Source organism: Pseudomonas sp. TS_SC_3 (assembly GCF_056156225.1).
Genome location: NZ_CM149586.1, coordinates 2,627,869 through 2,652,839, shown reverse-complemented (window position 1 = coordinate 2,652,839; position 24,971 = coordinate 2,627,869). Strand labels below are relative to the sequence as shown.

The 24,971-nt window shown below is 53.2% G+C and carries 17 protein-coding genes; 11 read left to right on the top strand and 6 right to left on the bottom strand.

The features are described from left to right. Nucleotides 1-92 precede the first annotated feature (92 nt). Together AC0J6G_RS12755 and trfA are read left to right on the top strand one after the other, a co-directional pair. On the top strand, nt 93-887 hold the full coding sequence (locus AC0J6G_RS12755) for a hypothetical protein (protein ID WP_475248258.1): 795 nt from the start codon (nt 93-95) through the stop codon (nt 885-887). 545 nt (nt 888-1,432) lie between these two features. Continuing rightward, a complete protein-coding gene (gene trfA / locus AC0J6G_RS12750) occupies nt 1,433-2,302 on the top strand; it encodes a plasmid replication initiator TrfA (RefSeq protein ID WP_475248256.1) in 870 nt (289 codons plus the stop codon). 334 nt (nt 2,303-2,636) lie between these two features. Here trfA and AC0J6G_RS12745 read toward each other — a convergent pair whose 3' ends face one another. Continuing rightward, nucleotides 2,637-3,497 (bottom strand): hypothetical protein, encoded by an 861-nt coding sequence (locus tag AC0J6G_RS12745; protein WP_475248254.1) that lies wholly within the window; start codon nt 3,495-3,497, stop codon nt 2,637-2,639. 586 nt (nt 3,498-4,083) lie between these two features. On the opposite strand from AC0J6G_RS12745, the gene AC0J6G_RS12740 reads away from it, so the two are divergent. From AC0J6G_RS12740 to AC0J6G_RS12720, 5 genes are all read left to right on the top strand, one after another. Further along, the gene (locus AC0J6G_RS12740; RefSeq protein ID WP_475248252.1) at nt 4,084-4,455 is read left to right on the top strand and encodes a plasmid mobilization protein; all 372 of its coding nucleotides are present in this window, start codon (nt 4,084-4,086) and stop codon (nt 4,453-4,455) included. Nucleotide 4,456: 1 nt separating this feature from the next. Then, entirely contained in the window at nt 4,457-5,248 is a 792-nt protein-coding gene (gene trbJ / locus AC0J6G_RS12735) for a P-type conjugative transfer protein TrbJ (RefSeq protein ID WP_475248250.1), read from the top strand. A gap of 11 nt (nt 5,249-5,259) precedes the next feature. Continuing rightward, nucleotides 5,260-5,439, top strand: coding sequence for a hypothetical protein (locus tag AC0J6G_RS12730; protein ID WP_475248248.1), 180 nt, complete (start codon nt 5,260-5,262; stop codon nt 5,437-5,439). Nucleotides 5,440-5,443: 4 nt separating this feature from the next. Beyond that, on the top strand, nt 5,444-6,859 hold the full coding sequence (gene trbL, locus AC0J6G_RS12725) for a P-type conjugative transfer protein TrbL (protein ID WP_475248246.1): 1,416 nt from the start codon (nt 5,444-5,446) through the stop codon (nt 6,857-6,859). A gap of 78 nt (nt 6,860-6,937) precedes the next feature. After that, complete coding sequence (locus AC0J6G_RS12720; RefSeq protein WP_475248245.1) at nt 6,938-7,111, top strand: hypothetical protein; 174 nt, start codon at nt 6,938-6,940, stop codon at nt 7,109-7,111. 473 nt (nt 7,112-7,584) lie between these two features. Here AC0J6G_RS12720 and AC0J6G_RS12715 read toward each other — a convergent pair whose 3' ends face one another. The 3 genes from AC0J6G_RS12715 to AC0J6G_RS12705 form a co-directional block, all read right to left on the bottom strand. Continuing rightward, nucleotides 7,585-8,496: an Abi family protein gene (locus AC0J6G_RS12715; RefSeq protein WP_475248243.1), complete on the bottom strand. Its 912-nt coding sequence runs from the start codon at nt 8,494-8,496 to the stop codon at nt 7,585-7,587. A gap of 542 nt (nt 8,497-9,038) precedes the next feature. Then, nucleotides 9,039-13,040 carry an NACHT domain-containing protein gene (locus tag AC0J6G_RS12710; RefSeq protein WP_475248241.1) on the bottom strand — a complete coding sequence of 1,334 codons (4,002 nt, stop codon included), beginning with the start codon at nt 13,038-13,040 and terminating at the stop codon, nt 9,039-9,041. Between the two features lie 14 nt (nt 13,041-13,054). Continuing rightward, complete coding sequence (locus tag AC0J6G_RS12705; RefSeq protein ID WP_475248239.1) at nt 13,055-14,050, bottom strand: tyrosine-type recombinase/integrase; 996 nt, start codon at nt 14,048-14,050, stop codon at nt 13,055-13,057. A 167-nt stretch (nt 14,051-14,217) separates the two neighbouring features. Between AC0J6G_RS12705 and AC0J6G_RS12700 the strand changes: the two genes are divergently transcribed. The 4 genes from AC0J6G_RS12700 to AC0J6G_RS12685 all read left to right on the top strand — a co-directional run bounded on the left by AC0J6G_RS12700 (nt 14,218) and on the right by AC0J6G_RS12685 (nt 21,752). Then, a complete protein-coding gene (locus AC0J6G_RS12700; protein WP_475248237.1) occupies nt 14,218-14,862 on the top strand; it encodes an MBL fold metallo-hydrolase in 645 nt (214 codons plus the stop codon). Nucleotides 14,863-14,972: 110 nt separating this feature from the next. Continuing rightward, on the top strand, nt 14,973-15,629 hold the full coding sequence (locus AC0J6G_RS12695; protein WP_475248235.1) for a YiaD family glycine zipper/OmpA-like lipoprotein: 657 nt from the start codon (nt 14,973-14,975) through the stop codon (nt 15,627-15,629). Nucleotides 15,630-15,800: 171 nt separating this feature from the next. Next, entirely contained in the window at nt 15,801-19,529 is a 3,729-nt protein-coding gene (locus AC0J6G_RS12690; protein ID WP_475248234.1) for a response regulator, read from the top strand. 72 nt (nt 19,530-19,601) lie between these two features. Further along, nucleotides 19,602-21,752 (top strand): putative bifunctional diguanylate cyclase/phosphodiesterase, encoded by a 2,151-nt coding sequence (locus tag AC0J6G_RS12685; protein WP_475248232.1) that lies wholly within the window; start codon nt 19,602-19,604, stop codon nt 21,750-21,752. A 28-nt stretch (nt 21,753-21,780) separates the two neighbouring features. Here the strand turns inward: AC0J6G_RS12685 and AC0J6G_RS12680 are convergent, their stop codons facing one another. Both AC0J6G_RS12680 and pta read right to left on the bottom strand, forming a co-directional pair. Then, nucleotides 21,781-22,686 (bottom strand): acyltransferase, encoded by a 906-nt coding sequence (locus AC0J6G_RS12680; RefSeq protein WP_475248230.1) that lies wholly within the window; start codon nt 22,684-22,686, stop codon nt 21,781-21,783. Nucleotides 22,687-22,877: 191 nt separating this feature from the next. Then, nucleotides 22,878-24,971, bottom strand: a complete 2,094-nt coding sequence (pta, locus tag AC0J6G_RS12675; protein ID WP_475248228.1) for a phosphate acetyltransferase — start codon at nt 24,969-24,971, stop codon at nt 22,878-22,880.

Sequence of the window (24,971 nt, the reverse complement as noted above, 5' to 3'; positions counted from 1 at the left end):
TGCAGTGCAATTGACTGCGTTGTTTTGCAGGAAATAGCAGCTTAAGTGTGCCAGATTTGTGCCAGGTGATTGACTAGATAAGGAGCTTCATGTTGAGCGGGATTACCTTGCGTGAATTCGATGAACTGGCTTTGCGGTATGCGCAAGTTTTCCACTACAGCCTCAATTTGGAAGGGCTCCGCCGTTGGCAGCTTCGCGTTGCGCTCTATTGCTTCGCAGGCATGGCGATATGTTTTGTACCTTACGCTTGGGCCACTGGTAGTGGCTGGCAAAAGCAGCTGCTGTACCTACTCCCCGTGTTGGTGTTTGAGGTTGCGGGGATGCTTGTTTGGCAAGGGCTGTATGAGCCTTTAGCCCGAGAGCAGCGTATTCGGCATGCCAGGTTGCTGGGGGACGGTATTTCCTATCAAGAAAAGAATATCGAGCGATATAAGGAAAGTTGGTTAAATCGAGAGTTGCGAGTTCCCGCTGATAAATATTTAGATCTAGTAAAGTCTCTAAGCGAAGTTCGTGAGCTGGGTATTAAATCAAGGCAAGCAGGTTTGTATTTGGGTGACCGTATGTTTTTAGGGTTTTTTAGTGTTAAGCCATTGTTGAAGATTTCACTAATTCCTCCGCTATTAGGGTTGCTGATAGTGATACTTCGTTCTTCGTTCTTTGAAGCTCAAGGGCTGATGGAGGACTTTGTGTCGAATGCCGGAAGCTATTTGGGTTTTGTAGTGTTTGCCATGACGATGAGTGTTTTGGCTGTTGTAATGTTGGGGGTCTTTTTTATGGCTGGTGGGGCAATTTATACTGTGATGCTTGATTGTCTTATGAAACGCTGTTCGGTACAAAGTAGAGAGCGCTTGGTGCAAGAGCTGCTAAAGCGCGCTTGGCTGACTTAAGTGGATACTTAGACTAACCAAGCATACACGCTCACAAAGCGATTTTTTGCGTTTGTCAGCAATGTGTGGCGCTTTTCAGCTATATGAGACATCAGTCAAGGTAAAAATCTCGCCAATTTTTCACCTACAACCAGGGTAAGCAACCCGAGAACCTGTGTGCATTCGAACCAATCAATGCACACCAAGGCCGTTAAAGCCTTGCAAGGAGTCTTAAGGATGAAAGCCCTGCTTACCGTGGATGACTTGTCTGGTTATATCCACAAGTCTGTCACTAGCATTCGCAGTGACGTCACGCGCAACCCTCACTCATTGCCACCAATTTGTCGGTTGCCTGGTACTAAGCGACTCCTGTGGCGCGCAGAGGACGTAGAGCGCTGGCTAGCTGATCATGTATCAGATTCTGTTGAGCGAGAGACGACAGCTGTTTCCGGCGCTGTCCCGGCTAAGCCAGGCAGGCCCACAAAGTCGCAACAGATTAAAAAGCAGAAGAGTAGTTTGCTTTCGTCAGGAACCCGGAGCAGCAATGCCACTGTTGGTGCCTGATCATGAGCATTGGTTGTCCTTCCGATCTGCCTGGTGCATTTGATGCACGAATACAAAAGATTCGCGCCAAGTCGCCGCAAACTGTAAGTCTGCCTGTACAGCTTCCTTTGTGGCCGGAGGCTACTCGAGGAGTCCCTAATGCCTGGTTGCGGTGCGCATTATTTGCAGGAATTCAAGGCAAGGGACGTCAGGCTTTAAAGCGTGAACTCCTTGCTACTGTCGATGGGGTCGAAATTCGTTTTTCTGGATGGCAACTAGACCAATCGGATTTGGATGTGTGGGAAACGGTCATCCACCTGGCGCGCCATCATCGAGTTGGTAATCAAGTTCAATTCACCGAGCATCAGATACTGAAGGCATTGAAGCGTTCTACAGGAACGAGCGACCGGCTGTGGCTGAGGGCGACATTGATCCGTCTGGCTGGAGCAATGATTGAAATGAAATTAGGTGGCTTCACGTTCTTTGGATCGTTACTCAAGGGGGCTGGCGACGAGAAGTCTGGTGTATACGCCATAGAGCTTGAGTCACGGCTTGAGGCGTTATACATGGCAGGCTGGACTCAGATTGACTGGGAGGAGCGTGTTTGCCTGCGCCGCAAGCCATTAGCACTTTGGCTTCATGGGTGGTTTTGCAGTCATGCTGAGCCGTTCCCGCTTGCTATTGAAACGATCCAAAAGCTGAGTGGTAGTGCGAACTCCCATCCAGGCAGCTTTAAACGTCAGCTAGCTAAGGCGCTTGATGAGCTTGTATTAATCGGCGCACTGGTCTCGTGGAGCTTCAGCGGTCATCGCGTATGCGTGATGCGCATGCCAACGCCAAGCCAGCAACGCCACCTAGCCAAGAAGAAACGAGGTGGACGCGCCTGTGGATAAAACCAGTTTCAGGCGTGGGATACGATGCACTGGGCCATGGGATACGGTGCACCCGATGTGGGATGTGGTGCACTGGATTGTGGGATACGGTGCACGCAAATATGGGATGCGGTGCACGCTATCCACAGGGAGAACTAGGTTGCAGGCCTCGCGCTGTAAGGGGGGGCGCTGTTTGAGAAAAATGCCCTAATCCTTTTTTAATCCTTTTTTAATCAAAAGAAATATGCACTCATCCTTCAAGTGTCAATAAGTCCACTCGCAGCCATTCAAAATATGCAGATTTCCCCAAAACCGATACCATTTGTTGACCCTTGAGGGATTTCGAAACCAGGCTTTAAATGTCGTTGTTGACCCAGTCAAATTTTAAGTCGCCCCAGCGCTCGGAATTGGAGCGCATCGCTAGCGGGTTTTTGGCATACTCCATTGCTGTCTCTTCTGAGGGCGGATATGTAAATCCTATTGCTTCGCAATAAGATTTATTGGTCATGATTTTATTTGCTTCCATTAGAATTGTTTCTTCTTTAATTTCGTTTAGGATATCTAGTCTCATTAGTGTTATAACTATTTCTGCGTTAAATAGGCATTGGTATAGGCATCTATATGCTCCGATTCCATCTGTGTTGAGTGTTAATATTTGGCTTGTGTGGCTGTGAAGTCGGTAAAGGGCAATCGCTTCTATCAAATATCCTATGGGCAGATCGTGGTAGTTGGTTTCTGTAGCTAGCATTATCTCGCCTTCAAATAACCTTAATGCCTCACAGATATCTGTTTCTTTTTCTTCATGGAATTGCTCGTATTCCCAGTAATCATCATCTTTAAAGTGTGCCATTGTTTCGATTCTTGTTTTGCACAGTGGCCAAAGCAGATGCAGGTCTCCCCACATTGCAATCCAGAGATTAGATGGTCCTTTGATATAGAAGTCGTGAGCGTCACTAAATAGCTCTTGCAATAGGTCAATTTGCTCTCTTTGCAATGCTGTGCGTCCTTTAAAGCTAGCAACCCATCTATTGCTTTCAGCCGTGTTGGCACGCTTATGTAGCCCCTTCTTCATCATCTCTTGGTCGAACCAGGACGCGAATGTATCGGGAAACGTCATAGTTACGCGTGATGAGAGCTCGTACATGAGGGCTTTTGTTTTTAGGCGATTCCGGTAAATCCGAATCTTTCTTTCGTATGATGAATATTGTTTGGTCATCAAGGTAAATTCTCAGTGAGATTTATACCTACGAATTTATACCAATGTGAGCCAATCTGCACATGTGTAGTTGACTTTAGAGAGTGTCGTGGTATGTCCTCCCGATATATCGAAAGTCGCTCGTTCGTTATATCGGAATTATATGAAATCAACATACGAATATCTGCAGGATAAGTACGGCTCAGTAATGACTATTGAGCAGCTTGCTCAGGCTCTTAGTCGAAAGTCGTCCGGGCTTCGTGGCGTGTTACAGAAACCAACGGAGCCCTGGATGTTTGAGCTTAATCGGGTAAAGCGACGCATTGGTCGAAGGATCTATTTCCCTACAGCGGCGGTCGCTGCGCTGCTTAATGGCGATTTTGATCGGTGCGGTAACGGCATGGAGTCGATATCTGATCTGTCTTTAATCGGCAATGAATCGGGTACTTGTACTGAATAAATCGGCTTTGTATGCAGGGCAAGATAGGTGAAGTACCTGTACCGGCAAGCCGGCACAGTTTCTTCACTGCACCCTTATTCGCGCTTCGCGCTCAACGGGTGTCTTGCCCTGCGGGGCAAGCGGCTGCCGCCGCTATAGGAGCAGTTGATGACTGAACGGCGAGCTATAACCAGGAAAGAAACCACGCCCATAAACGTATGGGTTACGCCAGAGGAGAAGGCACAGATTGATGCGCTTGCTCACCAGACAGGGCACAGCATGTCGTCGCTATTGCGCTGCCTGGGTATGGGGCATCAGCCCCCCAGCATTCTCGACAGCAAGATGATTCTTGAACTGGCGAAGATCAACGGTGATCAGGGGCGGTTGGGTGGCTTGCTCAAGATGTGGCTGACCAACGATGAGCGCTTTGCCGGTTTCGACGCAGTGCAGATGCGCAGAACCATTGAGGTTGTTTTGTCGAGGATTCAGCAGACGCAGCAAGCAATGCTGGATCTGGTAATCAAGGTGCAGGGAGAGTGATGTGAAAATTTTAGCGGCTAAAAAAATGGGCTTTATTGCTTTGGTGCTCTGTTCGCTAATCGGTCAGCCGGCCTATGCAGGCATCCCCGTGATCGATGGGGGCAACCTGACCCAGAACGTGCTGACAGCCATGGAGAGCGTTGCGCAGACGCTAAAGCAGGTAGAGCAATACGCCAAGCAGGTCGAGCAGTATTCGACCCAACTGCAGCAGTATGAAAATCAGCTACAGAATACGGCCGCGCCTGCGGCCTATATCTGGGATCAGGCCAACCGCACGATCAACAAGCTGATCGAGGCGCAGGACATGCTGGCGTACTACCAGCGTAAGGCCGGCAGCCTGGACGCCTATTTAGCCAAGTACCAGGACGCTGCCTACTACCGCAGTTCGCCATGTTTCAGTGGCGGGGGATGTACGCCAAGTGAGCGCGAAGCGATGTCTGCTAATCGCCGCCTGGCCTCTGCCTCGCAGAAGCAGGCCAATGATGCCTTGTTCAAAGCCATCGCCCAGCAGCAAGAAAATATGACAGCGGACGCACGCCAGCTGGAGCGCCTTCAATCGGCTGCGTCCACCGCAGATGGCCAGGTCAAAGCCATTCAATATGCCAACCAGCTGGCCAGCCACCAATCGAACCAGCTTCTACAGATTCGCGGGCTGATGCTTGCCCAGCAGAATGCTCTGGTCGTTCGCAGTCAGTCAGATGCTGACCAGGCTGCTAAGGAGCTGGCTGCGCATGAGGCATCTACTGCCGCTCGCGGGCCGGAATCGCTTCCCGCTAATCCGAAGAAGTGGTGAGGAGAAACGCCATGACCAAGACCATCCCCCTCGCCGTTGTGCTGCTCGCCGGAACCCTGGCCGGCTGCGAGTCGGCCACTGCGGACTGCACAGCCCCACAGAATCAGCAACAGAGACAGGAGTGCGCTCATCGCGCTTCAACGGAGTCACGGGGCCCCGATACCCTGCCTGCCAACCCGAAGAAGTGGTGATGCCATGAGGATCATTAAAAGCACTCTGCTGCTGGGCCTGTTTTTCTCTCTGTACTCGGCCGGCGCATCGGCCGAACTGGCATTCCACGACCCGGCCACCCAGACGGGTGTTCTCGATCAGGTCATCCAGGAGTTCGTCAGCCGAGCCGCTGCCTGGCAAGGCGTAATCATGGCGGCAGCCACTTGGTTATTCTGGACGCTGGGCACCATCAGCTTTACCTGGACGATGGGTATGCTGGCTCTGCGCAAAGCAGACATCGGTGATTTCTTCAGCGAATTTATTCGCTTTACCCTGTTCTTTGGCTTCTTCTATTGGCTGCTACAGAACGGCCCTTACTTTGCGGAAACCATCATCAATTCCCTGCGCCAGATCGGCGACAACGCTGCCGGCACAGCCGGCCTGTCGCCCTCGGGCGTAGTCGATATTGGTTTCATGATCTGGAAGCAGGCCATTTCCAACCTATCGGGTTGGAGCCCTGTAGACAGTTTGGTCGGTTTGGTGCTCAGCGCGGGCATCATGTTGGCGCTCGCCACCATCGCCGTGAACATGCTGCTACTTCTAATCTCTGGCTGGATCTTGATGTACGCCGGCATCTTCTTCCTGGGCTTTGGTGGCTCCAGGTGGACATCGGACATGGCAATCAACTATTTCAAAACTGTTCTCGGCTTGGCTGTTCAGCTGCTGGTGATGATCCTGCTGGTCGGGGTCGGTAACAATCTGCTGACCAGCTTCTACGCCAAAATGAACCAGGCAACACTCAACTTTGAAGAGCTCGGCGTGATGCTGGTGTTCTGCTTAGCGCTGCTGACCCTTACCGGGCAGGTTCCGAAAATGGTAGCTGGCATCATCAGCGGCGGTGGCGGCGGAGGTGCGGGCGGCTTCGGTGCCGGAGCGATTGCAGGAGCAGCCCTTGGGGCAGCAGGCACAGCTGCGGGTGCTGCAAGCATGGCCGGCTCAGCCGTTATGAGCGGCGCTCAGAATATCTCTGGTGGCGCATCAGCGATCAAGGCCGCAATTCAAAAGGCGCAAGGTTCAGCCGATGGAGGTTCTGGTATGCCATCGCTGGGGTCTGGTGCATCAGACAAAGGTTCAGATTCAAGTTCGCCACTTCGAGCCGCAATGGGCATCGACTCCAGCAACCAATTCGGCGGCATGATGCAAAAGGCTGCCAGCCTGGCAGGGGGAGCGGCTTCGGAATTGGCCAAAGGTGCAGGCAGCCTGATCAAAGAAAAGGCCAGCGAGGCCGCCAGCAACTTTCAGGAGAAAGCCAGCCAGACTATCGGCGGTCAACTCGCATCGACCATCCAGGGAGAGCCTTCATTCGACGGGAACAGTCTGTCAGCTGCGGGGCATGACGGTGACGACATGGATGACGAGATAGCTGAGTTCGTGAATCGTGATCGCGGCTCGGCCATCTGAAAACTTTAGCGGCTAAAATCGAGCCATACTAATTTAGCCGCTAAATTCGCCAAATCATGCACAGAAGGAACATAGCTTATGGACGCGCACGAAATAACGGAGCCCCTGTTCATCACTGAGGAGATCGAGGCTGAAATGATCGCTGCTGGGTACGTTTTTGAGGTGCCCAAGCTCATTACTCTGCCGCGCGATTACAACAATGCGCCGGAGCCAGAAGAGCGCAACGCAAACCCTCCTGTCAGTACCAAATAACGCCAAACCCAATCCGTGTTTGCGGTCTGACTGAAATGGACGACGAAGCAGGCGAGTTTTGATTCATGAGCCCGTACCTGATACCCGGAAATTTTAGCCGCTAAAATTTCCAGCCTGCTGGGAGCGGCCTACGTGACGATTCAAGAAATGATCCCCCACCTGCCACGAATAAACTGTCGAACCTTTTCTGGAGCTGCCGATATCGATCAGCCGCAAGGCAATTACCCCAGACCGTTGACGGCCGAAGAGCTTGAAGCGCTAAAAAGGGACATGCGTGATGCATCCATATGGATGCGCGCAGAGTTGCGGCGTAGAGCTAAATGCCGGCGCAATGCAGGCAAGGTGAGCTAGGTTTGACGCCAGGCGGCGGTTGACGCAATGGCGCAGCTGCCTATAATTGCCAGCAACACGGCCCCTGTCGGTTGATGCGCTTCGGCGCTGAGATTGCTCAGGGGTTTTTTATTGCCCGCGATTTACCAGTCCCGGGCCTTCCAGTCATCATCTACACCCATCCGATCTAGGCCAAGATCCATGTGTGCCAGGTCTGGAAAGTCATCTTCCAGCAACGCTTTCAGCCGTGCCCCCCAGCTTGATGAGGGGTTGATGATCTTCATCAGGTGCTGAGTCATGCACAGCAGCATGAACGGGCGCGCCTGCCGCTGAGGGTCGTTATGAAACGCCGCCAGTGACGGTACTTGAGCGACAGGTGGCAGTTTTGGCTGGTCAACGATGTTGCGATTCCACAGCCTGCTGTGGTGTGCGCATACGTTTCGTAGGTAATTCAGGCTACGCAGCCAGCTGGCGAAAATGCGGCCATTGCTGATGTTGTACTGCGAGGAAATGGCGTCCTGATCCGCTTCGGTCATGCCATCGTATAGCGTCGACAGCGTGCCGAAATCCCAAACCTCGCACGCCACCCACACGGCCAAGGGCAGGCCGTACTTGTCTTTGTTATGGCGTATGAAATCTTCTTTGGAGCGGTTGATCAGCGTTGCATGCTTGCTCAGCCAGCCATGGTGTTTGGTCAAGCCTGTTTTGCCATCCAGCTTGCTGGAGAAGCTCTCATGAAACAGCTCCGGCTGCAGATAGGCGAACTTGTGGTGCTTGCCAAGGCCATGGGAGATGTCTACCCGTAGGGCGATTTCAACGCGTTCCAGTGCATCCAGCACGAGCAGCCGCAGTTTCTTATCGAACACATACAGGTCTACAGCATTCCGGAAGGTTGTACCTGGGCGGAAGTCATCGAGCGGTAGCCGGTCTTGTTTGACCTTTTTGGGCTTTTTCCCGCTATGCGGATCGAGAGGGCAGCAGAGTTCTGTCCGCTCTCGAAAGGCAAACCAATAGCCGCTCAGCCGGTAGTAGCCGATGCGCTCCAGGTAATCCAATGCCTTTGCATTATCCGTGACGCTCATGCCGCGAGCGATTAGCTGATCGAGCTGTTCCTGGTAGCTTTTCCAGGGCTTTGGATAGGTTTGGGTCACGAGAGCAGGCAAACCATCACGATTGATAAGCGCCTACTGTACCTGAAAGTACGACAGGCTCAGAGCTTGCCGTACTAGCATGGTTACTTATATTTCGTGGGTTTGCTGTTGTCGCGACCGCGCCTGACTTGTTATTTGTGTGCGGTACTGCTACGGGCTTGTGTGACTTGTGTTTACGGTAATTTGATCTGAAAGTTTTTGCTGCAAATCATAAGCTAAAAATATCTGCGAGATTTTGTGGAGTACTGTGAGCGTAGCTGTACGGTTATTTAGTAATAGGTGTTATGCCAGCTGATTGATTCAAGAGTTTATCCTTGGTGGATTCGGAGAGGTATGAAGGTGAAGATGAGTAGTTGGTTTTTAAACTATTCATCCGAAGTGGGCTCGGATGAATAGCGGTGCTGTACATGGTTGTGATGTGCAAGCTTTTTATATGTTCATGGTGATTAAATTTTTAGTATTGGTGTTATTACGGGGAACGTATCTTGCGGTAGCGAAAGTTCGCTCCATGTTTCCTGGATGGATAGGCCGCTTAATTCAGAGTCTAGTAATTTTTTAAGGGAGGCTTTGAGCTTTGATGCTAATGATTTATGTTGCGCTCCATACTTTTGGTAAATGGAGGTTGCTATTTTTATTTTTTCGCTTTTTGTTATGGCGTTGTTTTCGAGTAGAAGATGCAGGATGTTCTTGTTGTGATTTGATGCATCAATGTTTCTCAGTGTTAGGAAGTAGGTTTCTACGAACGCCTCAATAGATAGTTCGTCTGCAAGCAATAGGAGAGTGGCCGCAGAAAGCTTCACTGAGTCAGTGATGCCATCATGTAGATACTTTGAGAGGTTTTGCGGTATGTTGTAAGTGCAGGATTTATAAATAAGGCTGTGTATACAGATGAGGTTGAGGAGGCCGTGGTTATCTTCGTCGAGTTGTACCATGGCGATTAATTTTTCAATAGGGAGTGGTGAGGGCTCATTCACCTCAACAGCCGTGCCCTCAGATAGTACTTTAGCTTTTGATGAGAGTAATGAAAGCTGTTTTATATTATTTTGTGACCAGTGCTCGGGTGAAAGAGAGTTAAATATTTCGTAGTAAATGAAATCCGGGTCTAGCTCTGCTAGTGTGCTTATTAAAAGATCTGCCTCGTTTTGGGTGTACCCTAGTGGTCTGTCCGCGCAAACACCAGAAAATCGTATGAGGTTTAATACGGTTTTGTTTGTTTTCTCATTGTCATGGCTTTTTTTTGCGATTTCAATTAGTTCTATTGTGAGTTCTTTGTGTTTAGAGTTGTTGTGAGACATTGATGTGTTTCTGAAACAGATTCCTTCGCTATTTTTAGGAGCAAACGTATACGAGGGATGTAAATTGGTGAGAAGGTATTCTTGGCTTAATCCGTTTTCTTCTAGCTCTTTTTCAAAGCTATGCCAAGCATCAGGCGTGCCGTATTTGTCAGATAGTATATCTAGTCTAGCTAGATCGTAGTCAATGGTGTAGTCCTGTAGTATTGTTGATAATAACCAGGGGGTGTATCTGAGGATGATATCTTTATTTTCTTCAGGTATATCCAGTTTTGAAAACTCAGTTATACAGTTCGCTAGGTTTTCTTGAGTCGGATTTTTTGAGAATTCGATTGCTTTGAATATGAATAGCCACTCAGGGTTGGTTGTTGGGGTTGGTTTTTCATGGGTTACATGAGACAGGCCTTCGAGTGGTATTTTTACATAGGATAGAGGATAGTCAGGGTCTAATATAAAAATCTTTGTTTTGGATGGTGCGTATACTGATAATAATTTGTTAAGAATGTTCGTGTCGTTGCTTTCTTGATCGGGGGGTGAGGGCTTTATTTCGCTGAAAGAATTTATTAGATTTTGTCCTTCTATTAGAACCTTGCAGAAGGATGTGTTAGTTATGGCATCTGCACATAGGGCTGTGTTTATGTGTTTTGCATGAGGTATGATGCCGTGTTTTATTATATTAAATATCTGTTCGCTGCTCGTTGGCCATTGGGTTTTAATTAGCTCTATCGCGAAGGGCGAGTCATTTTCGACTAGATGGTTGATTAAGTTCCAAGTTATCGCCCTTACTTCGTCGTTCTGAGAGTTTAGATATTTTTTGCATATTTCTTCCGATAATATTTGTGCCGTGTGGGGCTCATAGAGTGTAGAAAGAAAGATTTCTGAATAGTCTTTCCCGTGATTTAGTAGCTCAAGAGCGTGGATAGCAAGAAGTCGCCTATATTTTGGCTGGTCGGCTGCAATCCCGTCTGAGAATAGCTCGAGGGCTAAGAGGGCGCCGCCGCCTACAATCCGGTGCTCAGGAATAGTGTCAAGCTGTCTGGGGATATTGGTAATTGCTGATCTCATAAAGTGGAGATTATCTTCAGAGAAGCACCTGCTTGCCGCAATCGTAAATACATGCTGCCAGTGAGACTTTCCAGCTAGATGAAGCAGCCGGCTTTCTATTATCTGATGTGATGACGCGGTTAATGCTGAGGCGGCCATGAATTCTTGAAGTGAGCGAACGTCAAATGTGATCTTTCCCTCCTCTCTAGAGGAGAGCAAGACTAATCTGTTCAGTGATAGCTCAACTAGCTCTTCGATTCTTTCTTTTATATCGGCGGCTGTAAAATCTTCCGAGTTTAAGTATCCGCAGATTAGCGATGAGAACCGGTCTTTATCTAGATGGGATGTTGCTTGGCCTGCGCTCTCTGCATCAATATGTAGTACAAGTCCACATCGTTGATGGATGGGGCCGATGTGCGGTGAGTTTTTGTCGAGAATTTTCTGTGTTTCGCCGCCTTTTGTCTTTTCCCTTTTCTTCAGTATTTCAAAATATTCGCTGAATAAATTCCATCTAGATGTAGGGATACCTCCACCGGTATCTACAATCATGTGTAGAATGGTTACTTGAAGTGGACTTCTCATCAGTCGATGCGTTGTTGGGTTTGATATGGATTGTTCAAGCTGTTGTATTATTTTTATTTGTCTGTCAGGGTCGTCTTTATAATATGCTTTAGCTAAGAGCTTCGCATAACTAATTGCTTTTGGGGGGTCGAGGTCCTGAAGTGCCCAATGAGTCCACTGGGTTGGATCTAAGTCAGAGTTATAACCTTGGGGGCGGCTTGTTGTCAGAAATATAATGTCGCTCTTGAGTATCTGTGTTTCAGATGTGAAGTCGTGAATGGCATTTATGACAGCCGTGCGTTCTCCGCTTGGTGGAACTTCATCTAGCCCGTCTAGAATTATGATCCATGGGAAGCTAGATATCCAAGCTCTTAGATCTGCTACGGATATATCTGTCTCGGATATATTTGATATTTCATCTGTAATAAAACTTAATATGGAAGGTTTTTTTTGTTTTTTTGTTATTGCTTCGCTGATTTTGTCGGCAAATTGAGGGAGTGAGATGCAGAATGGGTATCTCGGGGGTAGGTTATTTGTTATGCCTTCTTCATGTGCTCTCTCAAGCGTTTCGTTGATTAGCTGTTGTGTGGTGTTGTCAATTTTTAATGTGCTGTCTTCTTTGAGTAATGAAGCTCTAAAAAGTTGTGTTAAATATAGTGAGGCGGTTGATTTTCCTTGGCCTGGTCCACCAAGCAGGACGTATTTGTTTGGCGGGTCTTTAGGGATGTTAAGGTTTTCGCTGCCATCTTCTGTTGGGCAGAATAGGCCTTTTGATCTTTCTATTATTTCTGCTGCAAAATTAAATGTGTTTGATGCTCTGTTGCTTGCGGTAGCTACAGAAGTCGGTAGGTCAATGAATACTTGGCTTGATCTTATTTGGTCATCACTCACGCTTCCTGCATCTTTTAGTCTTACATTCTTGTCTCTTCTAAGGAGGTGTAGAAGTGATATTTTTAAAGCGTAAGAAAGTTTTTCTTCATTCTTGCTTAGGTTGGATAAAAGTTTCTCAATAATATCCCCAGGGGTCAGCCATGCGGAGTAAGTGGTTCTGATTTCGGGGTGTAGTGATATCAATGTTTCGATTTTTTCAGACGACCAAATATCAAAGTCTTCTATTCCTAGTTTTGCTTTCCAGGTATCTAGGTATTCTGAGATTTTTGTCAGGCCGCTTTTTTTTATTTTCCCTTTCCCGTCTTTAGAGTCTGCCCCCGAAAGATTGATATTTGTTGCAATTATGTAGTATTTGGGGGTTGTTGTTGGGGAGTCTGGCTTCTGGTACTTTAAAAGCTCGCGGTCTAGTTGCTGTGTTAGCCAAGAGATATCACTGCTTCCACCTTTAGGTGAGCTTCTAAATTTTGCTTGAAGTACTAGGTAGCCATCCCAGCCTTGACTCTCGTATCCTTGTACCTTTCCTTTAAATGAAAAGTCTCTTGCGCCATCAGGACCCATTGGAAATACTGTCCCGGCTGTCCCCATTTGTTTGATGGCAAGGGTTCTAACGATTTTTTCGAAAGAATTGCTGTTGAGCTTTGCTAGAGTTATTGATTCCATGGCTTTGCCTATTGTCATTTCAGTTTTTTAGCAAGAACTTCGGTGCTGGGGTGGTAATAGCGCATCAGCATCCGAGTGTCTTGGTGTCCGGTGATCTTGGTCAACTCATGCAGTGGGAAAATTTCGGCCAGGCGCGAGGTGGCTTCGTGGCGCAGGTCATGAAAGCGCAGATCCATCAGAAACGGCTCGTCGTTGATGCGCTTATTGATCTTCTCCTGGGAGAGTTTTTTCTGTTTGAGGTGAAGGCTTAGCCCTTCCGTATAAACGCTGCGAGCATCGGCGATAGCGTCCGCAAATGCCTTGGTGATTGAGTCCGGCCGGCTCTTAAAGCAGCGACCATCGTCGCGCTCGTCGAGACTTTTCAGTATTTCCACCGCTTTGCTGGAAAGGGGTACGCCACGGGCAGAGCCGTTCTTGGTAATGGGCAATAGGGCGACCCGCTTGTTCAGGTCTACGTTGGCGCGGAGCAGGCCGGTTATCTCACTACGGCGCATCGCCGTCTCTACGGCGAAGGCGACGATATTTGGCAGCTCGGCCGAGCGCGAGTGGCGGCTGATCATTTCCAGTTCGTCCAGGTGCTCACATACCAGCTTCCCGTCTTTGCGCGTCCATACATCGGCACTGAGGGTTCGTCGTTCACGGGCGTCGTCAACGCTCGGTTGGCGGATCAGTTCGACGGGGTTGCTCAGTGACTCCATGCGCCACTCTTTGCGGGCAATAGTGAAGACGTGAGAGATCAGTGCCAGCTCGCGGCGCACGGTGGAGGGGGCCATGCCTTCTTCGAGGCGCATGTCCCTGTAAGTCGCCATGTCGGCGCCACGGATGCTAGCAAGCGATCTCAGCGCCAGTGGGTGGCGTTGCATGGCCTGGATGCGCGATAGCTCGGAGGCGCTGCTGCGCTTCTTGCTAGTCACCTCCTTGGCGTACAACTCCAGCGCGCTGGAGAAGGAGGTGGCCTCGGCTTCGTTGCGGCTGACGAACACGCCCGCATCCATTTCGCGTTCGATCATGGTCGCCCAGGTTTTTGCCTCTGCCTGGGTATTGAATGTGCGGGTCTGTTGGGGCCACCCTTTACGTCTGATTTGGGCGTGCCACTGGTATGGACCTTTCTTCCTGAACGTCGCCATCTTCAACCGCACTGTGCCAAAATTGTGCCATCAATCATATAGGAGCACCCATGGAAGCCGCAAAACCCCAGCTAATACGGGAAACCTTCCCCGTCGGGCCTTTGCAGTGCAACTGCACGATTATCGGTGACCCGCTGACGAAAAAAGCCATCGTCGTCGATCCGGGCGGTAATCCTGATCTGATCATGGCGCGCCTGGAGGCTCATGGCCTCAAGGTGGTGAGCATCATCCATACCCACGCCCATCTGGATCACTTCCTCGCCTCCGGGCAGATGAAGGAGAAGACTGGAGCGACCTTGCACCTGCATAAGGAAGATCAGTTCCTCTGGGATAACTTGGAAATGCAATGCCGTATGTTCGGCGTGCCCTATACTCCGGTGCCGGCCCCGGATCAGTGGCTGGCTGATGACGAGGAGCTTGGCTGCGGTTGTGGCGTGGCCTTGCACACGCCAGGCCACACCCCGGGCTCAATGAGCTTCTGGTTCCCGCAGGACAAACTGCTGATTGCCGGTGATACGCTGTTCAAGCACGGTATCGGGCGCACGGATTTATGGGGGGGTGATTACGCCACTCTTGAGCGCTCGATTAAACAGCGCTTGTATTGCTTGGATGAAGACGCCACGGTAGTAACCGGCCATGGCGCTGACACACGCCTAGGTGACGAAATGCGCGACAATCCGTTTGTTCGTGCATAGCCCGTTACCGTTCTGGCGCGTGTATGACGTGAACGGAACTTTGTGCAGTATCGCAGCTCGAAACAGCAGGCTTTAGCCTGTATCTATATGAAATATATAAGGAAGCACGCATGAACCTATGGCGAAATCTTGCAGTAGTAACCCTCGGTCTTGGCGTGCTCGCCGGCTGTACCACCAATCCTTACACCGGCGAGCGTGAGGCCGGCAAAGCGGGCATTTACGGCGGTGTTGGCGCGGTCACTGGAGCAGTGATTGGCGCAGCCACCTCCAGCAAGAAAGACCGCGGCAAAGGCGCCCTGATCGGTGCAGCGGTGGGTGGTGCGGCAGGTGGTGGCTATGGCTATTACGTCGATACCCAAGAAGCCAAGCTGCGCCAGACTCTACAAGGCACCGGTGTTCAGGTGCAGCGCAATGGCGATGATTTGAAGCTGATCATGCCGGGCAACATCACCTTCGCCAGCAATTCGGCGGATATTTCCAGCAGCTTTTATTCCACCCTTAATTCTCTGGTTACGGTCTTCAAGGAATTCAACAAGAACGGCATCGACATCGTCGGCCATACCGACAGCACAGGCTCGTTTGAACTGAACCAGAACCTCTCCAATCGCCGCGCGCAGAGTGTTGCCTCTTACCTGAGTGCCAATGGTGTGCCGGCTTCGCGCATCTCGTCCTTTGGCGCGGGCTCAAGCCAGCCGATTGCCAGCAATGCCAATGAAGCAGGCCGTGCGCAAAACCGTCGGGTGGAAATCAACCTCCGTCCGCTGTAACCGCGACAGCCCAAAAGCCGCGCATTCGCCCGAATGCGCGGCTTTTTTATGCCTGGGATTTAGCGCCGGATGCTTATTCAATTCGTGTCTAGACTGCAGATAACAACGCCATACACCCTGCTGCACTGACGCCTTCGCCAGCGTCGGTCTTGGACGAGAACTGGAGCGCGCATGGACGACAAGCATGGTTCTGGATTACGTAAACCGTGGTTGCCACTAGGGGTCACTCTGGCCCTTTTGCTGGTGCTGACGGGCGTCGTTGTTTGGCAGTGGCAAGCGCTTGAGCAGCGTGAGCGTGAGCAGAGCCAGCAGCGCTTTGAATTGGAAGCCGAGGACATTGGCCAGCGGGTAATAAACCGTATGCAGGCTTATGAAATGGTCCTGCGCGGCGTTTCCGGGTTGATGACTGGCAGCGAGGATGTGTCCCTCGAAGAGTGGGAGCGCGCCATCGATCAACTGCAGCTGCAGGACCGCTACCCCGGCATCATGGCGTTGGCCTGGTCGCGCTACCTTCGTGCCGATCAGCTGGACGACTATTTAGCCAAGCAGAGCTTGGTTCGCAGTGAATACCGGCTGTTTCCGGCGGGTGAGCGTGAGCAATATCTGCTGATTGATTACATCAGCCCGCTGGATTGGCGCAATCGCCGTGCGCTGGGGTTTGACATGCTCAGTGAACCGGTGCGGCGCGCAGCGCTTGAGCAGGCAATTGGCAGTGGCGAGTTAATCCTCAGTGCCCCAGTCACTTTGCGTCAGGAGGCTGATGCGAGTGCGCAGGGCGGAGTGCTGCTGTACTTGCCGGTTTATATGCCGGGTATGCCGCTAAATACCGATGAGGAACGACAAGCGGCATTGCGTGGCGTGCTTCATGGCGCGTTTCGCAGTGCTGATTTGATGGGCGGTATCCTCGGTGGACAAGCGCCGCGTTTCAATGTGGCAATCAATGATCCGCAGGCGTCGCAGGCGCTATTGCCTGAGGCGCTTAATGGGCCGTTTAAGCCGCGCTTCCACCGCGTAGTCGAGCTGCTCTTGTATGGGCGGGTCTGGCAGCTGGAGGTCAGTGGAACGCCCGCCTATGAAGCGTCGTTACCGGTTCGTGGCAGCATCAGTCTATGGATCAGCCTGGTGGCTGCCGCGCTGCTTGCCTTACTTGTGGGGGGCTATCTGTACTTGCGCGAGCGCGAGCTACACATCAATCAGCAGGTGACGGCTCAGTTGCGTGAGCGTGAAGAGCGCTTCCGTCTGTTGCTGGCGTGTTTGCCGGTGGCAACGCTGCTGTGTAACGCCCAGGGGCGGATTGAGATGGCCAATCGCAGTGCAGCGGCGCTACTTGACTGCACCCCAGAAGGCTTGGTGGGGGAGCGGGTTAAACGCTTTTTACCGGCCATTGAGCAGTTAAGTGACCTGGCCGTCGACCATCAAACACCCGAGCAGGCTAACGAGTACCTGGCTCGTCAAGACTTGGGTGAAGAGGTGCCGGTCGCATTGAGCCTGAGCGTACTGGGTGATTCGGGAGGGCTCAGTTACCTGATTAACCTGGTCGACCTGCGTGCCCGCAAAGGCGCAGAAGAGCGTTTTCGCTTGGTGGTTGAAGCCTCGCCGAATGCCATTGTGCTGGTGGACAGCCACGGCTGCATCGCCATGGTGAACCGTCAAACGGAGCAACTGTTTGGATACGGTCGCGAGGCGTTACTGTCGCAGCCAGTCGAGATTTTGTTGCCTGCCGCTTTGCGTGATAGTCATGTCCCCATGCGTAAGGGCTATCAGAGCAGCCCAGAGCCACGGCGCATGGGCAACAACCGCGAATTGTTTGGCCAGCACCGCGACGGCCGCTTGATCCCCCTAGAGGTGGGCTTGTCACCAATACGCAGCGGCGAAGACACGTTGGTGCAAGCGGTGATTATTGATATCAGCGAGCGCAAGGCTGCCGAGCAGCGCTTACGTGACCAGGCAGATCAATTGATTCTGGCCAACCGTTACAAGTCAGAGTTTCTCGCCAACATGTCCCATGAGCTGCGTACGCCGCTCAACAGCATCTTGATACTCAGTGACCAGTTACGCCTCAACAGCGCCGGCAACCTAACCGAGAAACAGGCCAAACACGCCGATATTGTGCACCGTGCAGGCAGCGATTTACTGCAGCTGATCAACGATGTACTGGATCTGGCCAAGGTTGAGTCCGGCCGTATGCACCTCAAACTTGAGCCCTTGGCCATGCAGGACATTTTGGTCGAGCTGGATGCCAGCCTTCGGCCGATGGCCGAGATCAAGGGGTTGCGCCTGCATACCCAGCTGGAAGCTGGCGTGCCGCGCATCATTCACACCGACCGGATTCGCCTGCAGCAGATTCTGCGTAACCTGCTGTCCAATGCCCTGAAATTTACTGAGCATGGCGAAGTCAGCTTGACGGTTTCGTGTGCCCTTGGTGAGCCGGAGGATGAGCACGAATGGCTCAACTTCAGCGTGCGCGACAGTGGTATTGGCATCGCGGCTGAGCAGCATGAGCAGATTTTCCAGGCTTTTCAGCAGATTGATGGTTCAACCAGTCGGCGTTTCGGCGGCACTGGGCTGGGGTTGGCGATTACCCGTCAATTGGTGCTGGCGATGGATGGCGAGATCAGCCTACAAAGCGCACCGGGGGAGGGCTCGTGCTTTACCGTTAGGCTACCAGTGCGCGTGGTGGCACAAGAACAGACCGAGCCAGTCGCGGAATTACCGCAGCGCAGCGGGGAAGGCCCGGCGGTATTGATCATCGAAGATGATGTGAATTTTGCTGCCGTGTTGGCCGAAGAAGCCCATGCCCATGGCTTTGCCACCGTGCATTGTCGCTCGGGTGGGCAGGCACTCAGTCTGCTGAAGAATGAGCATTTCAGTGCCGTGATTCTGGATATTTTGCTGCCGGATATCAGCGGCTGGCAGCTGTTTCGCAGCCTGCGAGCCCAGCCCAGCCACCGCAGAACGCCGGTGCACATCATCTCCTGCGTGCCGCAGCCGGCTGACTGGAGCGATGACGGCACGCGCTACTTGGTCAAGCCAATTCAGCGGGCTGATCTGGAGCAGGTATTTGTTGGCCTGCAGCAGCGAGGTCAGCGTCCGATACCGCGTTTGCTGCTGGTCGAGGATGTTGAGGTTGAGCGCGAGCATTACCGTGAGCATCTGCAGCAGCTGGGCTTTGATGTGCAGGCCTGTGCATGTGCCGATGAGGCACGGCAGGCTTATGCCAATGGTGTGTTCAGTGCATTGGTGATTGACCTCGACCTGCCGGATCAGGACGGCTTCGAGCTGCTGGACTCTCTCAATCGGCGCCGTCCGCTTGCTGACACCTTGGTTGTGGTCAACACCGGGGTCGATGTTACCCGGCAAACGCTGCAGCGCCTGCGTCACTTCAGTGCTGTGGTGGTGCACAAGCATGGTGAGAATATGCAAGCGTTGAGCGAGGCCATGCAGGGCTTCCTTGGCGGCGTGCAGGCACCCACGCGCATGGAGAGCCCCAGGGTCGAGAACCCGCTGAAGGGCCGGCGCGTGCTGCTGGTGGATGACGATGTGCGTAACGTCTATGCCCTGACTGCCTTGCTTGATGAGGTCGGCTTGGTGGTAAGTGCGGCCAAGGATGGTCAGGACGCCATCAACTGTTATGAGCGCGAGCGGTTCGATTTGATCCTGATGGACATGGCCATGCCAACCATGGACGGCTACACCGCCACTCGTCTGCTCAAAACTGAGTACGCCTGCAATATTCCAATCATTGCCCTGACCGCGCATGCGATGAAAGGAGACCGCGAAAAGTGCCTCACGGCTGGCGCCGACGACTACTTGGCCAAGCCGGTTAGCCGCGAAGCCTTACTGGAATTGTTGGTGCGCTGGCTGGCCAGCAGTGAGCCGTACGCTGCGCCGCCGCAGTAACTTTGCAGCGACCTGCTACCCTCAAACTCAGCATAAGCCGCAAGGCGCTCGCCAGGGATAAGGAAGAGATTTATGGCCCATGTGCAGTTAGCTGTTGTACCCAGTACCCAGGTTTTGCTGGTCGTGGATGACCGCGCAGAAAACCTAGCGGCAATGGAAGCCCTGCTTGAAGAAGGTGACTGGCGCCTACGCTGTGTGGACTCGGGCGAGGCGGCCTTGCAGTGCTTGCTGGAAGAGGATGTTGGCCTGGTTCTGCTGGATGTGCAGATGCCATTGATGGATGGCTTTGAAGTCGCCCGGCTGATGCGTGGCAACCCACGTACCCGCTACACCCCGATCATTTTCGTGTCGGCAATCGCTCAAACTCAGGATTCCGTTCTCAAAGGGTATGCCGCCGGTGCGGTAGACTTTATGCTCAAGCCCTTCGATACCAGCGTATTGCGCCACAAAATTCATGTCCTGCTTGAGCATGAGCGCAGGCGCAGCGAGTTGTTGCAACTGACCCAGCAATTGGATAGCGCGCGGGCTTTCAATGCCTCGGTGTTGGATAACGCCGCTGAAGGCATCATGGTGGTGGGTGAAGATGGCCGTATCAATTTTGCCAACCCGGCCATGGCACGCATGCTCGAAGGGACCGTCGGCGATCTGCAGGGCAGTGAAATGCTGTCATACCTGTGCAGCCCGCAAGTGACCAGCGACTGGCGCTTGTCTGAGTTTTATCAGCAATGGCGACGCGGTGATTCCTATCGGTTGCATGATGCCAACCTGCGCACCTTGACCGGTAATGAAGCGCCGGTCGCCTTGTCTTGTTCGCCCTTGCCCCGTTTGCAGCACGGGATGGTAATCATGGCGCTGGATATGTCAGTAGTGCGCCAGTTAAGCCGGCAGTTGGAATCCCAAGCAATTACTGATGCACTCACCGGGCTCCTCAACCGGCGAGGTTTCTACCAGGCGTTGGATTCAGCATTGTCGCGTATCGAGCGCAGCGGCCAGCGTATGGCCGTGCTTTATCTTGACCTTGATGGCTTCAAGCGGATCAATGACTCGCTGGGCCATGATGTGGGTGACCGCTTGCTGAAATTGGTTGGTGAGCAGCTCAAGGCCAGTCTGCGCTCTTATGATTGCCTGGCGCGTATCGGCGGGGATGAGTTCACCGCCTTGCTCGATAGCCTGGAACACCCGGAAGATGCCGCGCGCATTGCTGAAAAGCTGATCCAGCAAGTATCAGTTCGGCACACGCTCGACGGCATTGACGTGACCTTGGGCGCAAGTGTGGGGATTGCCTGTTTTCCCGAATGTGGGCAAAGCGTCGAGAGTTTGTTACGTGCAGCGGATATGGCCATGTACGAGGCCAAGCGCGCAGGGCGTCAGCAGTACCGCTTCTTTTCTCCGGAAATGAATGGGCGTGCCCGCTCACGGTTGATGCTTGAGGAAAGCCTGCGCAGTGCCATCGAAAATAACGATTTCGTGTTGGTCTATCAGCCACAGGTTTACCTTGATAGCGGACGCTTACGTGGCTTTGAAGCACTGTTGCGCTGGCAACATCGGGTCGCTGGCACCGTGGCGCCAGGGGTGTTTATCCCGCTGCTGGAAGAAACGCGGCTGATCAACCGACTCGGCAGTTGGATATTCCAGGCCGGGATTGAGCAATGTCGGCAGATGAGTCAGCTCTACGGTTCTGAGCTGGTGATGAGTCTGAATGTCAGCCCTGTGCAGTTTTGTATGCCGCAGTTGGTCGAAGATCTGCGCCGGGTGCTGGACCAGCACCAGCTGGCCCCGCACCAACTGGAGGTGGAGGTTACCGAAAGTGCCTTGATGCAGGACCTTGATACCAGTCGTGAACAGCTCAAGCAGCTGCGTCTGCTGGGGGTGAAAATCGCCATAGATGACTTTGGTACGGGCTATTCATCGCTGGCCTATTTGCGCCATTTTGAGTTGGATACGCTGAAAATTGACCGCCTGTTTATCTCCAATATGCTCGACTCGCCGCGCGATGCGGCAGTGGTCAGTACCATTATCGACTTGGGCCGCCATCTGGGGTTGGACGTGATCGCCGAGGGGGTCGAAACCATGGCCCAGCGCGATTGGTTGGCGCAGCACGATTGCGCGATCATGCAGGGATTTTTAGTCGCGCCAGGGCTGAGCGTCGAGCAAGCCAATACCTTCCCCGCGCAACTAGACTGGAACAACCTGCCCTTGAGCAAACAAAAGCCCGCTGACTAGGCGGGCTTATGCATTCACAAATGGCTATTCAGCCGGCTGGGAAATGCTGTTTCAGCTCACCCAGTTGCGCATCTTTAGCCAGCCACAGCTGGTTGACCCACTGCTGAAACTGCAGGCGGTAGGCTTCGTCCTGATCGTAGTTGCCGCCAATAAACTCCTTAGGGATTGGCACCTGCTCAACGCGTATGACGATCTGATCAACCCGCCCACACAGCAGGTCCCAGAACCCAGGGGTGCCCTGCGGGTAGTGAATGGTCACGTTGATTAGGCTATGCAGTTGCTCACCCATGGCATCAAGAACAAAGGCAATACCGCCGGCTTTGGGTTTGAGCAGGTGCTTGAACGGCGATTGCTGCTGCGCGTGCTTAGCCGGTGACAGGCGCGTGCCCTCAAGGAAGTTAAAAACCGACACCGGATTAGTCTTGTAGCGTTCGCATGCCTTGCGCGTGGTGGCCAGGTCCTCGCCACGTTTTTCCGGGTGTTTAGCCAGGTACTCCTTGCTGAATCGCTTCATAAAAGGAAACTCCAGTGCCCACCAGCACAGGCCAATCACCGGCACCCAGATCAACTCCTGCTTGAGAAAAAACTTGAGAAATGGAATGCGGCGGTTGAACTGGTATTGCAACACCAAGATATCCACCCAGCTCTGGTGGTTGCTGGTGACGAGGTAGGAGTGTTGTTTGTCGAGGCTGCTCAGTCCGGCTACATCCCAGTGCGTGCGGCCTACCTGGTTCATCCAGAATTTGTTGACGGAAATCCAGAACTCAGCCGTCACGTGCATACCAAAGCGCAGCGCGCGATGCACCTTGGTGCTGGGTAGCAAAAACTTGAGCAGTGCCCCGATGAACAGCGGCCAGCAGCAGATCAAGGTATTTAAGGCGAGCAACAGGCCCGCGATCAGGCCGCGCAATGGGGCAGGCAGGAGATGCAGCATGGGGGCCGATGCCTCTTATAGGTTCTGGCTGGTTTGGGTCTGTGGCTTTCTAACGCAGACCGGTCGGCGCACAGGTTACCGCCTGCGTCGGGTACTGCAACTATTTATAAGGACATATTATCCCCGCGGTTCGCGGTTTTTCAGTGCAGTTACAGGATACAGGCCGGCGCTTGGCCAGCCTGTATAAGAGGTTATTGCACCCGATTGGCGGCCTGAATCGCAGTCAGGGCAATGGTGTAGACGATGTCATCGACCAAGGCCCCACGGGACAAGTCGTTCACCGGTTTACGCAAGCCCTGCAGCATCGGCCCGACGCTGACGCAATCAGCGCTACGCTGTACCGCCTTATAGGTGGTATTGCCGGTGTTCAGATCAGGGAAGATAAATACCGTGGCGCGCCCGGCCACTGGGCTGCCGGGGGCTTTCTGCCGGCCGACGCTTTCAATGGCGGCGGCGTCGTATTGCAGCGGACCATCGAGCAGCAATTGCGGGTCGATGGCCCGCGCCAAGCGGGTGGCTTCGCGGACTTTTTCGACCTCTTGGCCACTGCCGGAATCACCGGTGGAGTAACTGAGCATGGCCACGCGCGGGGTGATGCCAAAGGCGCTGGCCGAGGCCGCACTTTGCAGGGCGATTTCTGCCAGCTCCGCCGCAGTGGGGTCGGGGTTTACCGCGCAGTCGCCGTAGACCAGTACCTGGTCGGGCAGCAGCATGAAAAATACGGAGGACACCAGCTTGTAGCCCGGCGCGGTTTTGATCAGCTGCAGCGCCGGGCGGATGGTGTTAGCAGTGGTATTGATCGCGCCGGAAACCAAGCCGTCGACTTCATCCAGGGCGAGCATCATGGTGCCCAGTACCACGGTATCTTCCAGTTGTGCGGCGGCCATCGGTGCGTTCAGCCCTTTGCTTTTGCGCAGCTCGACCATAGGCCCGACATAGCGTTCGCGGATTAAATCCGGGTCAAGAATTTCCAGCCCTTCTGGCAGCTCGATGCCCTGCACGCGTGCCACGGCATAAACATCTTCTGGCTTGGCCAGCAGCACGCAGCGGGCGATACCCCGTGCCTGACAAATGGCTGCCGCCTGCACGGTGCGCGGTTCGCTGCCCTCTGGCAGAACGATGCGTTTGTTCGCCGCCTTGGCGCGTTGCACCAGCTGATAGCGGAAGGCCGGGGGCGACATGCGTAGCTCACGCGGGGTGCCGCAGCGGGCGAACAACCATTCGTGGTCAATATGGCTGGCGACGAAGTCTGCGACCGTTTCAGCACGCTCTTTATCGTCGACCGGGATTTCCTTATTCAGGCGGTTGAGGTTGGTCGCGGTGTCGTAAGAGCCGGTGCTCACCGTCATCACGGGTAAGCCGCTCTGCAGTGCGCCACGGCACAGTTCCATGATCCGCGGGTCGGGGGCAAAGTCGCTGCACAGCAGCAGGCCGGCCAGTGGCATGCCATTCATCGCGGCCAGGCTGGCGGCGAGGATGATGTCGTCACGATCACCAGGCGTCACCACCAGCGTGCCGGGCTTGAGCAGTTGCACGGTATTGGCCACCGCGCGGGCGCAGAGCACAATTTTCAGCATGCGCCGCTGCTCGTAATCACCGGCATTCAATACCCGCGCGCCGAGTAAGTCGGCAATGTCGCGGGTGCGCGGTGCGTTCAGTTCGTCCTGCCAGGGGATGCAGCCGAGCAGGCGGAAGTCATCACCCCTGAGCAGTGGCGAGAGTTCTTTCAGGCGAGCGGCGAAGGCTTCGATGCCATCGTCGCTGCGCACCTTGTTGAGGATCACCCCGAGCACTTTCTCGTCTTTCGGCCCGCCGAACAGCTGGGCTTGAATCTCCACCCTATCGAACAGTTCGCTGAGGCTTTCCTGCTCCGGTGCCGAGACCAGAATGATTTCAGCATCCAGGCTTTTAGCCAGGTGGAAGTTGACCCGCGCGGCGTAGCTGGCCTGGCGGGTCGGCACCATGCCTTCGACGATCACCACGTCTTTGCCTTCAGCCGCCTGCTGATAGAGGCTGATGATTTCTTCCAGCAGTTCATCCAGCTGGCCGTCGCCGAGCATGCGCTCGACATGTGCCAGGGCCAGCGGTTTTGGCGAGTGCAGGCCGTGGGTGCGGGCGATTAGTTCGCTTGAGCGTTCCGGGCCCAAATCACCTTGATGGGGCTGGGCGATGGGTTTGAAGAAGCCCACCTTGAGTCCAGCACGCTCCAGGGCGCCAACCAGGCCGAGGCTAATCGAGGTTAGGCCGACACCGAAACCGGTGGGGGCAATAAAAAAGGTGTGCAT